The following is a 13673-nucleotide window of genomic DNA, read 5'->3' as shown; positions in this document are numbered from 1 at the left end:
CATGACGTGTCGTCGTAGGTTTGTGTTCGGGGTTGTCGGTGGCCGGGCAGCGTTGGTCTTGTGTTGTTGCGTTTGGGCTTGTTGGCTGGCTCCCGAAGTTCGCCAGCCCAGTCAGGTGTTCCTGCCGCGGGAGTTACACGGATAGTGCTGGGCGCGTCGGGTGCCGTTCCCGGCTGTAGGCGCAGGTCAGGTGCGCGGTGGCTTGTTCCGGCGTGGTCGTCTGGCTGTGGTGCCGTTCTCGAGCGCTTCTTTTCGGGGGCGGGCGGATGGTGTGTGGGTGCTTTGGGATCTGCACCAGTTCTCGGGACTTGCACTGGTTGTGGGCGTCCAGAAAGGGTGTTGATCCCGAGAAGTGGTGCAGCTGTGGGGATTCCGCGTGTCGACACGCACCAAGCTGTCGCTTGGTACACGCCATGCGGGGCTCACCGAGGTCGTTCCGGGCGTAGGGCGGGTGCCCTTGGGATGTAACAGAATTCGCCGTCTAGTCCGCGGCAGGGCGCTCGAGTAGCCGACTCACTCGGGCAAGAACGTCGAGTTGCGCAGGGTTGTACAGATCATCGATGGCGGTCCCGATGGCCTCGGCGGCGAAGTGGCGGCCGCGGGGGGCGTCGTCGGTGCTGGAGAGTAGTCCTGGGTGGGCGGCGACGAGGGCGCGGATCAGGGGGACGGTGCGTTCGGCGAGATGCTGTTTGGTGTGGTCGTCGGCGTCGGCGGGGAGTCGATCGAATTCGAGGGCTTCGGGTTCGGTGTGATAGTCCCGGAAGAGTTCGATGTAGGTTTCGATGCCTGCGGGGCCGAGGACACGCGACAGCACCACGATGAAAGCCCGGTCGGTTTCGGAGAGTTCGACGTGGGCGGAGGCGGCGGCCAGCGCGGGCGGGAGATCGGTCGGCGTGCCCAGCGTCATGGTGGTGGCGAGTTCGGTGCGGACCCGTTGCAGGCGTTCGATGTTCGCGGCCAGCTCGGCGTCCAAGGTGCGCAACGCTTGTTCCGGCGGGACGTCGGCCGTGCCCATGGCAGCGATCTGGGCCAGCGAGAACCCTAGTTCGGTCAGGCGTTTGATGCGCAGCAGCCGCACCAGGTGGGCGACGCCGTAGCTCTTGTAGCCGTTGGGGCGGCGTTCGGGCTCGGCGAGCAACCCGACCTCGTGGTAGTGCCGGACCGCTCGCAAAGTGGTGCCTGCCAGCTCGGCGAGCTGGCTGGTGCTCCACGCCATGGGCTGTCCCTCCTCCGTGTCCTCGCGCACATTCGGCTTGAGTGTGCCGCAACGGCACGGTGTCTGCTGGCACCGGAGTACCGAGCGAAAGGACAGTCATGGCATTACCAGCAGTCATCCCCGTCGAGGAACTGTTCGGTTCACCGGCGCGCGCCGCCGCGACGATCTCGCCGGACGGCACGCGCATCGCCTATTTGGCACCGTGGCAGCACCGTTTGAACGTGTGGGTGCAGCGTCTCGACGGGGCCGAGCCCGCCCGCTGCGTCACCGCGGACGACAACCGCAGCGTGTTCCACTACCGCTGGACCGACGATGCGCGGTGGCTGCTCTACCTCCAGGACGACAACGGCGACGAGAACTGGCATCTCTACCGCGTCGATCCGGAGAACGCGGACGCCGCGGCCGTCGATCTGACGCCGTTTCCCGGCGTGCGGCTGCTCGGTTTCGAGTTACCGCTCGGCAAGCCGGGTACCGCGATCGTGCAGCTGAACAAGCGGACGCCGGCGGCGTTCGACGCGTATGAACTCGACCTCGGCACCGGCGAACTCACTCTGCTCGCGGAGAGCCAAGGCGCGACGTACAACTGGCTGAGCAGCCACGCCGGTGACCTGTTCGCGATGGCGCTCACCGCCGACGGCGACGTCGAATTGCGCCGCTGGGACACCGCCACGAAGACACTGCACCCCGTCGCAGTCTGGGACGGCGCCGACTACCCGATGGGGATCAATCCGCTGCAGATCACGCCCGACGGCACGGGGGTGTGGCTCGGTTCCAACCGGGGCACCGACCGGACCCGCCTGGCCCGGCTCGACCTGGCGACCGGACAGGAGACCGAGGTCGACAGCCACCCCACCTTCGATCTCGATGCCGGGATCACCGCATTCGCCGAGCCGCTCATCGTCAGCAGGCGCACCGGCGAGCTGATCGGGGCCCGCTACTCCGGCGAACGACAGGTGATCCACGCGCTGGACCCGCAGTTCGCCGAGGTGCTGCCGAAGCTGACCGGCCTGTCCGACGGCGACCTGCACACCCTGTCCTCGGATCTGAGCGGTCAACGCTGGGTGGTCACCTTCACCCACGACCGCGACCCCGGCGTCACCTACTTTTACGACCACGGTTCAGGCGAGAGCCGCCCGCTGTTCCGCGCCTACCCACGCCTGAACCCCGTGGATCTGGCCCCGATGCGACCGGTGACCATCACCGCGCGCGACGGACTGGCCCTGCCGTCGTATCTGACGCTGCCGGTCGGCGTGCCGCCCAACCGACTGCCGCTGGTGTTGCTGGTGCACGGCGGCCCGTGGACGCGGGACGCCTGGGGGTACGACCCGGCCGTGCAACTGCTGGCGAACCGCGGATACGCGGTGCTGCAGGTCAACTTTCGTGGTTCGACCGGCTACGGGAAAGCCCATGTCAAAGCGGCCATCGGTGAGTTCTCCGGCAAGATGCACGACGACCTCATCGACAGCGTCGACTGGGCGGTGGCGCAGGGCTACGCCGATCCGGCGCGGGTGGCGATCTTCGGCGGTTCCTACGGTGGCTACGCGGCGCTGGTCGGTGTCACCTGCACCCCGGATGTCTTCGCCGCCGCCATCGACTACTGCGGCATCTCGAGCCTCGCGAACTTCATGCGGACCATGCCGCCGTTCACCCGGCCGATGATGGCCAACAACTGGTACCTGTTCGTCGGCGATCCGGACGACCCGGCCCAGGAGGCCGACATGCTGGCGCGCTCGCCCATCACCCACGTGGACCGAATCCGCACACCCCTGCTGGTAGTCCAGGGCGCCAACGATGTCCGGGTAGTCCAAGCCGAGTCCGACAACCTGGTCACCGCCCTGCGCGCCCGCGGCGTCGAGGTCGAATACCTGGTCAAGGACAACGAAGGCCACGGCTTCGTGAACCACGAGAACGAAATAGAAATGTTCCACCTCGTCGACCGCTTCCTGGCCCACCACCTGCACGGCCGGCAAGGCCCGCTCAACAAACCGAGATCCCCATCGGTACAAGCACTTTGAGCTATCTCGCGGCCGAGCGCACCGGCACATCGGGCTCGGCCGCGTGGTGCAGGCGGGTCCGCTCGAAGATGCCACGCAGGAAAGGCGGTGCCCACCAAGCGGCCTTTCCGCAGAGTCGCATCGTTGCGGGCAGCAGGGCGCCGCGCACCAGGGTGGCATCCATCAGCACCGCCAGCGGCAAGCCGATGCCGAACGCCTTCGACAGCGATATCCCGGACACCGTAAAGGCCAGGAAGACCACCGAGATGACCAGTGCGGCCGCGGTGACGATCCGCCCGGTGCGTTCCAGCCCGACCGCGACGGCGACCGTGCCGTCACCGGACCTGTCGTATTCCTCTCGAATGCGCGCGAGCAGGAAGACCTGGTAGTCCATCGCGAGCCCGAAGGAGAGTCCGAAGAGCATCGCCGGAACCGAAGCGGACAGGGTGCCGGTCGGGGTGAAATCACCGAGCAGCCAAGCCAGATGCCCGTCCTGGAAGATCCACACCAGCGCACCGAAGGTGGCGGTCAGGCTCAGCACGCTGAGGATCAGCGAAAGGAAGGGGACGAGCACGCTGCCGGTCACCAGGAACAACAACACGACCATCAGAACCGCCACCGAACCGAGTGCGTACGGCAACCGGTCGATGATGGCACGGGTCGCGTCGTAGTTGACGGCGGCGATGCCGGTCACCAGGGTTCGGAACGGCGCTTCGGTCTCCCGCACCGATTGCACCAGCGCGGTGGAATCGCTCACGCCCGCCGGTGTGGGAAGCACGGAGAAATAGGTCGCGGACCCGTTGGTGAATCCGGCGCTTTGCGGGCCGGCGGCCGCTGTCCGCTGCCCCGACGCGAACGTGCCGGTGGCCGTGTCCACCTGTGCGACGGCGGGCAACTCCGAAAGCCGGGTGGCGAATTCGGTGATCGCCGCCGGATCAGTGTTCGCTTCGGGGGCGACGATCAGCAGGCTGTTCTGACCGCTGGTGTCGAAGTCGCTGCGGATGGTGTCGGCGACCTGCCGTGCCATCGTCGACGTCGGCAGGATCCGCTCGTCCGGCATACCCAATTTCATGCCGAGCGCCGGTGCGCCGAGCAGCAGCAGGACCGCGGTCACCAGGACGGCCACCGGGATCGGCCGCCGCATCACGGCCGAGGCCAGCCGATGCCAGAACCCTTCGGTCACATCGGTTTCGACCGCGGCGGGCCGATGCCGGAGCACCCGCCACTTCTCGATCCGCGGTCCGAGCGCGACGAGCAGCGCGGGCAGCACGGTGACCGCGGTGGCGCCCGCGGTCAACCCGGTCAGCACGCCGACGTAGCCCATCGAGCGGATCGCGTCCAGCGGGAACCAGATCAATCCGGTCAAGGCGATGGCGACGGTGATCGCGGAGAAGATCACCGTGCGTCCCGCCGAGCCCATCGTGATCCGGATGGCGTCCGGAACGTCGCGCCCCGCGCGCAGTTCCTCGCGGTAGCGGTTGACGAACAGCAGGCTGTAGTCGATCGCCAGGCCGAGCCCGAGCAGCGTCACGACACTGATGGCCAGTGACGACAGGGTGGTGACGGACAGCAGGACCCACATGAGCCCCATGCAGATCAGCATTGCCACGATCGCCACCGCGAGCGGCGTCAACGCCGCGACGACGCTGCCGAAGATGAGCACGAGCAGGACCAGGGTGATCGGGAAGGCCAGCGACTCGCCTTTCGTCGCGTCCTTCTGGCCCTGCACATTCATCTCGTGCTGGAACAGGGCGTTGCCGCCGACCTTGACCCGCAGGCTGCCGAAGTCCTTCTGGTACTCCCGCTGGATATCGGTGATCCGCTGCTCGACCGCCGTTTCGTCGCCCGCGATGGTTCCTAGGACAAGTGCCTGCTCACCGTCGCGGCTACGCAGCTGCGGTGCCTGCCCGCTGGTCCAATACGAGCTGACACCGACGACCTCCGGTTCGATGGCCAGCCGCTGCGCCAGGGCCTGCCCGTCCCGGACGGCGTCGGGAGCGTCGACTCCGTCCGGGCCGGACACCAGCAGGGTCAGATTCGAGGCATGCCGGCCGAACTCCGACTGCAGCAGCTCCGCACCGCGTGCCGAATCCGAATCCGCCACCGCGAAGCCACCCGCCGACAGCTTCGGGTAGAGCGCGGAACCCGCTGCGCCACCGGCGAATACGAGCACAACAGCGAGGATCAGAAAGCTTCGCGATCGGCGCACGATCAGCGCTGAAAGCCGCTCCAACATGACTTTCCTCCCGTCATAGGGTTCAGGTACCTGTAGGAGATTTGGCGAACCGGAAGTGTGACATCATGATTGGGTGGTTCATGTCACACCGGGCGATGCGACGGTCTCGGCGGCGCTGGACGAGGCCACCACAGCGTTCGAACCGCATCGGCACCTGATTTTCGCGGTCAGCTACAACCTGCTCGGCTCGGTGGCCGAGGCGGAGGACGTCGTCCAGGAGACCTGGCTGGCTTGGGCCGCGGTCCGCCGGGCCGACATCGTCAACGTGCGGGCCTACCTGGTCCGGATCGGGGTCAACGACGCGCTCGCCCGGCTGCACCGCGCCCGCCGTGAGCGGGAGACCTACCCTGGCCTGTGGCTGCCCGAACCGTTGCCGACCGACGTGGACGGCGAGGTGAACGCGATGCAATCCGAAGCGATCTCGTTCGCCATGATGGTCGTGCTGGAATCGCTGACCCCGCTGGAACGCGCCGTTTTCGTGCTGAACGAGGCATTCGGTTACAGCTATCGGGAGATCGCCGAGGTCATCGAACGCAGCCCGGATTCCGTCCGTCAGGTGGGTCATCGCGCCCAGCAGCACATTCGCCAACGGCGCGGACGCTATCCGGCCGACCCCGAGGTGCGACGGGCGGTGACCGCACGGTTCCTGGTCGCCTCGCAGGGCGGCGATCTCACTGCGCTGCTGGAGTTGCTCGCCCCCGACGTGGCGATGTGGACCGACAGCGGCGGCTTCGCCAAGACCGCCCGGCGCGTCATCCTCGGACGCGACAAGGTGCTGCGCCTACGCGACGGCGCCGCGGCACTACTGCTGGACCACCTCACGCCGTCCCTGGTGCACGCCAACGGCGGACCCGCCATCCTGCTCTCCCGCGACAACACCCCCTTCGCCCTCGTCGCACTCGACCTGAACCCGGACACGCACACCATCCGCGGCATCTACTCCGTGGTCAGCCCGATCAAACTACGTACCCTCGCTCGCGTGGCCCCGCGACATCCGCACTGGTGCACGCCGAGTTGTCATTTGGCTGCCATGGTGAAATCTACGCCAGCACAAGCACTTTGAGTTGAAGCGCGTTGGCCGCCCGCGGGCAGTGATGCCGAAATTCGCGGGCGGCCAAGGGGATGCGGAGGGTCAAGGGGTGGCGGCGAGGTGGGGGGTTGGGTGGGCGGAGGGGGTGCGGAGGCGGACGGGGACGCGGTCGTAGCCGCGGAGGACGGCTAGGCCGCGGAGTTCGGGGGTGCCGTCCAGGGCGAGGTCAGGGAAGCGTTCGAACAGCTTGCGCAGGCCGATGGTGCCTTCGAGGCGGGCCAGGCGGGCGCCGAGGCAGGTGTGGATGCCTTGGCCGAAAGCGATGTGCTCACGCACTCTTTCGCGGCCGATGTCGAAGGTCGCCGGTTCGGTGAAGCGTTCGGGATCGCGGTTGGCGCCGCCGAGCAGCAGCATCACCACCTCGCCCGCGCGGATCCGGTGCCCGGCGACCTCGACGTCCTCGTGCGCGGTGCGCATGGTCATCTGCGCGGGGCTCTCGATGCGCAGGATCTCTTCCACGGCGCTCGCCCACTGCTCCGGGTCTGCCTGGAGTTTGGCGAGTTGGCCGGGATTGCGCAGCAGCAGCACGATACCGCTGCCGAGCATGTTCATCGCCGTCTCGAACCCGGCGCCCATGATGATCGACGCGGTGGCCATCAGTTCGTGCTGCGCCAGCCCGCTCGTCGCCACGACGTGACCGAAGATGCTGGGGCCCGGCTGGATTCGCAACCGGTCGACGTGGTCGCTGAAGTACTGTTGTGCGTCGGTGAGGCCCTCGATGCCGGTGCGGTAGCCCTCGTGGCGTACCCCGATGTCGAACAGTGGCGCCCCGCTGTTGCCCCATTCGAGCAGCTTCGGATGATCCTGCTCCGGGACGCCGAGCAGGTGCGCGATGATCGCGACCGGCAGTTTGGCCGCGAAATCGGCGATCAGGTCGGCGTGCGAGCGCGGTTCCAGCTCGTCGAGCAGTTGATCGGCCACCACGCCGATGCGATCGGTCATGTCCCGCATGGCCGCGGCGGTGAAGGCGGCGACGACGGGACGGCGCAAGCGACTGTGGTCCGGTGGGTCCAGGGCGATCAGCGCGGGCGGATCGGTGGGGTTGGGCAGGTCCCCTCCGGTGTGCTCCAACATCCAGCGCACCGGTTTCGGCATGCTCATGTGGCTGGGCTTGGTGGCCCCGAATCGACTGTCCCGCATGATGGTCCGGCAGACCTCGAGGTCGACGGTGAGGTTGAGCAACGGGGTCGGCACGATCCGGCCCGCGGCGCGGATTCGTTCCATGTCGGGGTAGGGATCGATGCCGCGCCCCGGCCCGACCAGCAGGGTGGCGAACGGGTCGCCGCGGCGCGCCATCATCCGCAGCATGACGCCCGCCGCGCCGTGCAGCACCAGCCAGCGAACCCAGATCTTGCTGCGCCGTGTGGTTTTCGAGATGTTCATCAGTGTCCTTTCGCTGCGAGCTCAGTTCGCCAGGAACAGGTTGCCGATGGCCATCAACACCGCGCCGGTCCAGGCGAGCCGGCGACCGAGTAGCCGCCCGACGAGCGGATTGCGCTTGATCGCGCCGAGCCGGAACTGGACGAACCGCAGCGCGAACACCGGGCACAGCAGCAAGCCGAAGGCGAGCGGCAACTCGTCGACGGCGATCAGCGCGAACACCACGATGATGTCGGCGACCGCGAGCACGCCGAGCAGGTTGATGTAGGTGCGTTCGCCGGTCATGGTGGCCACATTGATCCGGCCGACGCCGCGATCGGTTTCGATATCGCGCAGGTTGGAGTACCAGGACACCATCATCAGCCAGAACGCGAACAGCCCGCCCTCGATCATGCTGCGCGTGGTGACGCCGCCGGTCAGTGCCCAGAACGGCACGAAGACCAGCTGCATCGTGAACAGGAACAGCACCAGTTCCTGAAAACCGATGTGGCTCAACTTCAATCCGTAGGAGTACTGCACCGAGATGCATGCGCCGACGACGGCGAGCACGATCAGCCACAGCGGATGATAGGGGGCGATGAGCAGCCCCACCACGAGCAGGGCCAGCCCGGACAGCAGGCAGATCCAGGAGAACCGCAGCGCCTGCGGCAGCCGGAGTTCCCCGGTTACCAAGGGTTTCCAGTGCGCGCGCCGCAGGGCGCTCGGGTTGTCGCGATAGTTCTTGGCGTCGCTGCCGTCCCGGAATCCGGTGATGTCGTCGAACGCGATGAGCGCGCAGTGCACCAGGAAGTATCCGGCGATGATCACCCCGAACGCGGCCCAGGTGCGGCCTTCGCGCACGACCGCGGCGGGCAGCAACGTCGCCACCATCGGATAGGCGAGGTTGTAGTCGAGGAAATAGAGATTGGCGAGCCGCCCGTACGCTCGCACAGACTTAACGGGTGTCATGACATCGACCACGACTGGTAATCCAATCTTGTTGTGTTGCAAGGTTCGACGCGGCGCTCGGCAGCGGACGGCAGAACTCCGGCGCCCGCATCGCGAGCGCCGTCGTTGTCTGGCGTCGAAGGTCGGGAGGGGCTAGATGATCTGGATCCGCTGCATGTGCCGGGCGGTCGAGCCGAGGAATCGGTTGCGCCCGTGCAGCAGTGCGTGGTTCTCGGCGACGACGATGTCGCCGGTCTGCCAGGCGTGGTCGTAGCAGTAGCGCGGGTCGTGCAACCGGTCGCGCAGGTCGTCCATCACCTGTACCGCGTCGTCGGCGCCGAGCCCTTCGACGGTGAGGAACAACGGATTCCGGTAGCGGGCCGGGTCGAGCGGCTCGGCGTAGCGGATGGTCGTCTCACCGGTGGTCGGGTGGGTGTCGAGCAGTGGCTGGGTCATGGTGCCGCCGTAGTGGGCGAGCCGATCGGTGCGGTAGGTCACCGAGGTGCGGGCCCACAGCTCGCGCAGTTCTTCGGGCGCTTCGCGATAGACCTGGGTCGAATCGCAGAACACCGTTTCCCCGCCCGCGCCGGGCGCGCAACCCTGCACGCACTGGAACAGGAAGAAGCGCGGGGCCCGTTCCGACCAGGCGCCGTCCCAGTGGAACGGGACGTCTCCGGAGTCGAACAGGTAGTTCTGCGGGTTCTCCTGGACGACCAGGTCGAGGATGGTGCCGAATTCCCACTGGACCAGCTCGCCCGCGGCCATGCAGTAGGCCTCCAGGTCGGTCTTGTCGAGCAGGTCGAAGCCGCGCAGCACCAGGACCTTGGCCGCGAGGGTGGTCGCCAGCAACTGATCGATCGGTACGTCGGCCAGCGTGCGGCCGCCCGCGTCCGCGGTCACCACGCGCCCGAACGGCGCCAGGTCGGTGCCGTCGAGCAGGGTCTGCTGAAGTTGGTCGCTCACAACTCTCCTCCGGAAATAACCAGTGCTGATGCGGTGTGGTCATCGACCGGTTCGTCGATGACGAAATGACTCGGCCTGCTGTTGCGCCACACCAGGCGCCCGCCCAATTCCTCTGCGCGCGCCCGCTTCACGAGGACGTGGCGCACACCGTCGTCGAGCACGACGCCGTGCCACGGGGTGAGCCAGCCGTCGACGGTGCGCAACAGGTGGAAGCCGATCTTGCTGCTGTGGTGGTCCTGCGGATGAATGGACAGGCGGACGGCGGCGGGGAAGACCTCGCCGACGAGGCGGCTCCAGGCCTGGCTGCGCTGCACCACCTCGTAGGCGGTCTGCTTGGCCTGATTTCGCCTGCGCGTGGCACTGAGCTCGGCGTAGAGCACCGCGTCGTCCTCGGTGACGAAGCGGTGGATCCCGTTGAACATGCGTCGCGCGGCAGGGTCGGTGCGCACCGTCTCCCTGATCTCGGCGATGGACTCGGAGTACTCGGCGAGCAGCCGCGCCCGGCGCTCGTCCCAGGACAGGTCCGGCATCGCGTCGCGCAGCCCGTACAGGCCGATCGCGCCACCGCCGATGGACCGGATCATCCGCATCAGCTCGTGCCCGTAGTCGTCGATGTGCTCGTCGGGGATGCCGAGCACATCGCTGAACACGTGCCCGTCCGAGCAGACCGTCACTACCGCACCGGGCTTGTACACCGCCGAGACCTGTTCGCAGAAGCCCTGCACGGATTCGAGTGCGATCTGCTCGCCCAGGTCCGGCAGCCGCCCGATGGTCTTGCGGCGGTTGCGCGATTTCGCCGGGAAGGCGGGAATGACGAAGTGGATCGGCTTGTTCGCCGCGATGAACTGGCCGACCGTTTCCAGGTGCGGCGCAAAACAATCGGGGCACGGCTTCGTCGCACAGGGATCGGCGGGTTCGGCGGTGCGGCGCCGGCGAAAGACAATTCGCAGAATCCGTTCGGCGACAGCGTGGTCGGCGGGCGAGAGCGTGGTCTCGCGCAGGGCGCCGGCGGCGGTAGTGGTGGTCATTACCCTTCCTTTCCGGAAGTGGTCGCGGCGGCAGCGGGCACGCCGAGTGGCTCGCGCCATCGTCGCGGCAGTAAGTCGGAGGTCAGGATCGGCCACTGCGCCGGGTCGGCGGGCAGGGTGGCCAGCTCGGCCAGTTGCAGTCGGCTCCACGGCGAGATCTGCAGCGCCTCGGTGCGCACCAGCGCGTTGAAGCCGGACCAGTCGATCCAGGCGTAGTCGTCCACCTCTGCGGGGTTCGGGACCGGGTCGCCGTCCACGAAAGCCACGAAGACAGGGCAGATTTCGTTCTCGACGATGCCGTCGTCCATGACGGCGCGATAGCGGAAGTCCGGCAGTGCCATCCCCCAGCGCCGCGGTGTCAGGCCGAGCTCGTCGGACAGTCTGCGCAGCATGGCGTCGGCCATCTGCTCGCCGGGCTGCGGGTGACCGCAGCAGGAGTTCGTCCAGACGCCCGGCCAGGTGCGCTTGGTAGTGGCGCGGCGAGTGACCAGGAAATGACCCTGCGGCCCGAATACATAACAGGAGAATGCCAGGTGCAACGGCGTTTGGTGGTCGTGAATCGAGGCTTTATCCGCCGACCCGAGCGGAATACCGGATTCATCGACCAGTATTACATATTCCATGAAAAACTCTCATATCATGATATCGACGGCATTATCTGCACGTCTTTTCGAGACCTCCCGGTACCGAAGATACCGCACCCCCCAGGTGGGCGCAATCACATACAACTAAAGCGGCAGAGTGCGAGATGACAAATTATCGATTTGACATATTCTCGAGTCGGCAAAGGTGGAGCTGACAAATTATCCGAGCCGGTCGCGTGACGGACGTAACAACCTATCGGACCTGACAAACTATGTCGCGGATTGTGGGGATTCGGCGGTGTGCGCGACTGCGACGATGGCCGGTCGATAGGCCAAGGATAGTCGAGATCTGCTGTGCGGCAAGCGCTTACGGTCCGCGCAAGCGCTGATCCTGCCGTGCGTCCAATGGCAGGTTACTGCTACGGAAGGAGCATTGCGATCGCTGTCCCGGTCTGTAGCATTCTGTCTGTTCACGGCGAGGTTGCGTTGCGTTCGGCAAGTTGATCAGGTGGGCACGAAAGTCAGCGTGGCGTCGTCGATCGTCTCATTCGAGCGAAATCAGGAGAGTCGTGGCACAGGACCTCGAGTACGCGCATATCGACCGGTCGACGCCACCCGATGGCGACCCGGTAACCGTCGATCCGCGCCGTTGGATCACGTTCGCGATCGTGCTGGCGGCCGGCTTCATGGATTTGCTGGATGTCACGATCGTCAATGTCGCGGTGCCGAGTATCCAGGGCGACCTCCGTGCGCAGTATTCGCAGATCGAATGGATTGTCGCGGCCTACGTGCTCGCCTTCGCGGCGACGCTCATCACCGGTGGGCGACTCGGTGACCTGTACGGGCGCAAGCGCGTCTTCCTCATCGGCATGGCGTGCTTCACGCTGGCTTCCGCGGCGTGCGGCCTGAGTTCCGGACCCACCGCGCTGATCGTCGCGCGCTTCCTGCAGGGTGCGGCCGCCGGTCTGATGGTGCCGCAGATCCTCGCCATCCTGCGCATCACCTTTCCGGTCAAGGAGCGGGCCAAGGCGATCGCGGTCTACAGCGGCGTCTGCGGGTCGGCGACGGCGGTCGGGCTCGCGCTGGGCGCGCTGCTGGTGGAATGGAATCTGTTCGATCTGAGCTGGCGGCCGATCTTCCTGGTGAACATCCCCTTCGGCATCGCGACGGTGATCGCGGGCGCGCTGGTGATGAAGGAATCGCGCTCCGCGGCCGCGTCGCGGCTGGACCCGGTGGGCGTCGTCCTGATCGTCGCCGCGATCCTGCTGCTCACCTACCCGCTTACGGAGGGACGCCGACTGGGCTGGCCCGCTTGGACTTTCGCCATGATCGCGGCCTCGGTGGCGGTGTTGCTGGTGTTCATCGGGTACGAGCGCAGGCGCCGCGTCACCGTCGGTTCACCCCTGATCGACCTCAGCCTGTTCCGGCTGCGGCCGTTCGCGCTCGGCCTGACGAGCTGGCTGCTGTTCTGGATCTGCTTCGGCGGGTTCTTCCTGGTGTGGACGCTGGTCATGCAGGTGGGCCTGGGCTGGTCGCCGATGCGGGCCGGACTCACCTCGCTGTTCTTCGCGGTGGCCACCGGCGTCGGTGCGGCTGCCTCGGCGGGTGTGCTCGCGCCGCGCTTCGGCCGGAAGGTACTGATTGCGGGCGGTGTGGTCACCGGCCTCGGCCTCGGGCTCTATGGCTGGTTCGTCGCCCACTACGGGCCGGACACCACGCCGTGGCACATGATGACGCCGCTGCTCGTGATCGGCCTCGGGTTCGGCCTGGTGGTGGCGCCGACCATCGATCTCGTGCTCAGTCAGGTGCGGACCGAGGATGCCGGGGCGGCCTCCGGTCTGCTCAACACCGGACAGCAACTCGGCATCGCGCTCGGTGTCGCGCTGGTCGGCATCGTGTTCTTCAATCAGCTCGATCACGATTCCGCGCGCGGCGTCGACGAGACGACGGCGTCGATCCGCACCGAACTCGGCGCGGCCGGTCTGCCCGCACCCGCCCAGGAACAGATCCTCGCGAATTTCCGGGCCTGCGTACAGGATCGGTCGGCGCAGGTGGACCCGTCCGAGGTGCCGCACAGCTGTCAGCAGAACGGGCCGGCCGACGAGGTGGTCACGCGGGTGCTGACCGACGCGGGGGCGCACGCCAACGCGATCAACTTCGCGCACACGTTCCGCTACACCCTCGCCTACGGCATCGGCATCATGATCCTCATATCCCTGGGGTTCTTCGCATTGCCGCGCACCGCCAAGCTCTGA

10 protein-coding genes are annotated in these 13673 nt (G+C 66.9%); 3 read left to right on the top strand and 7 right to left on the bottom strand.

Annotation, left to right across the window (positions count from 1 at the left end):
- Positions 1 to 481: 481 nt before the first annotated feature.
- Positions 482 to 1216, bottom strand: a complete 735-nt coding sequence (locus NVU01S_RS08070; RefSeq protein WP_043663331.1) for a MerR family transcriptional regulator — start codon at positions 1214 to 1216, stop codon at positions 482 to 484.
- A gap of 98 nt (positions 1217 to 1314) precedes the next feature.
- Here NVU01S_RS08070 and NVU01S_RS08065 point away from each other — a divergent pair, with 98 nt between their 5' ends.
- A complete protein-coding gene (locus tag NVU01S_RS08065) occupies positions 1315 to 3231 on the top strand; it encodes a S9 family peptidase (protein WP_043663334.1) in 1917 nt (638 codons plus the stop codon).
- Position 3232: 1 nt separating this feature from the next.
- Here NVU01S_RS08065 and NVU01S_RS08060 read toward each other — a convergent pair whose 3' ends face one another.
- Positions 3233 to 5446, bottom strand: coding sequence for an MMPL family transporter (locus NVU01S_RS08060; RefSeq protein WP_052280100.1), 2214 nt, complete (start codon positions 5444 to 5446; stop codon positions 3233 to 3235).
- A gap of 73 nt (positions 5447 to 5519) precedes the next feature.
- On the opposite strand from NVU01S_RS08060, the gene NVU01S_RS08055 reads away from it, so the two are divergent.
- Positions 5520 to 6509 (top strand): sigma-70 family RNA polymerase sigma factor, encoded by a 990-nt coding sequence (locus tag NVU01S_RS08055; RefSeq protein WP_063775898.1) that lies wholly within the window; start codon positions 5520 to 5522, stop codon positions 6507 to 6509.
- A 69-nt stretch (positions 6510 to 6578) separates the two neighbouring features.
- Here NVU01S_RS08055 and NVU01S_RS08050 read toward each other — a convergent pair whose 3' ends face one another.
- The 5 genes from NVU01S_RS08050 to idi all read right to left on the bottom strand — a co-directional run bounded on the left by NVU01S_RS08050 (position 6579) and on the right by idi (position 11457).
- The gene (locus tag NVU01S_RS08050) at positions 6579 to 7919 is read right to left on the bottom strand and encodes a cytochrome P450 (protein WP_043663337.1); all 1341 of its coding nucleotides are present in this window, start codon (positions 7917 to 7919) and stop codon (positions 6579 to 6581) included.
- A gap of 21 nt (positions 7920 to 7940) precedes the next feature.
- Positions 7941 to 8864 (bottom strand): UbiA family prenyltransferase, encoded by a 924-nt coding sequence (locus tag NVU01S_RS08045; protein WP_156161385.1) that lies wholly within the window; start codon positions 8862 to 8864, stop codon positions 7941 to 7943.
- Positions 8865 to 8996: 132 nt separating this feature from the next.
- Positions 8997 to 9806, bottom strand: a complete 810-nt coding sequence (locus tag NVU01S_RS08040; protein WP_052280101.1) for a TauD/TfdA dioxygenase family protein — start codon at positions 9804 to 9806, stop codon at positions 8997 to 8999.
- The gene (locus NVU01S_RS08035; RefSeq protein WP_043663343.1) at positions 9803 to 10834 is read right to left on the bottom strand and encodes an L-tyrosine/L-tryptophan isonitrile synthase family protein; all 1032 of its coding nucleotides are present in this window, start codon (positions 10832 to 10834) and stop codon (positions 9803 to 9805) included. Before NVU01S_RS08035 ends, NVU01S_RS08040 begins: the two co-directional genes overlap by 4 nt.
- Complete coding sequence (idi, locus tag NVU01S_RS08030) at positions 10834 to 11457, bottom strand: isopentenyl-diphosphate Delta-isomerase (RefSeq protein ID WP_043663346.1); 624 nt, start codon at positions 11455 to 11457, stop codon at positions 10834 to 10836. Before idi ends, NVU01S_RS08035 begins: the two co-directional genes overlap by 1 nt.
- 530 nt (positions 11458 to 11987) lie before the next feature.
- On the opposite strand from idi, the gene NVU01S_RS08025 reads away from it, so the two are divergent.
- Positions 11988 to 13673 (top strand): MFS transporter, encoded by a 1686-nt coding sequence (locus NVU01S_RS08025; RefSeq protein WP_043663349.1) that lies wholly within the window; start codon positions 11988 to 11990, stop codon positions 13671 to 13673.

Source organism: Nocardia vulneris, from assembly GCF_001613425.1.
Lineage (GTDB): Bacteria > Actinomycetota > Actinomycetes > Mycobacteriales > Mycobacteriaceae > Nocardia > Nocardia vulneris.
The sequence above is the reverse complement of the archived record's forward strand: the minus strand, read 5'-3'. Positions and strand labels throughout refer to the sequence as shown.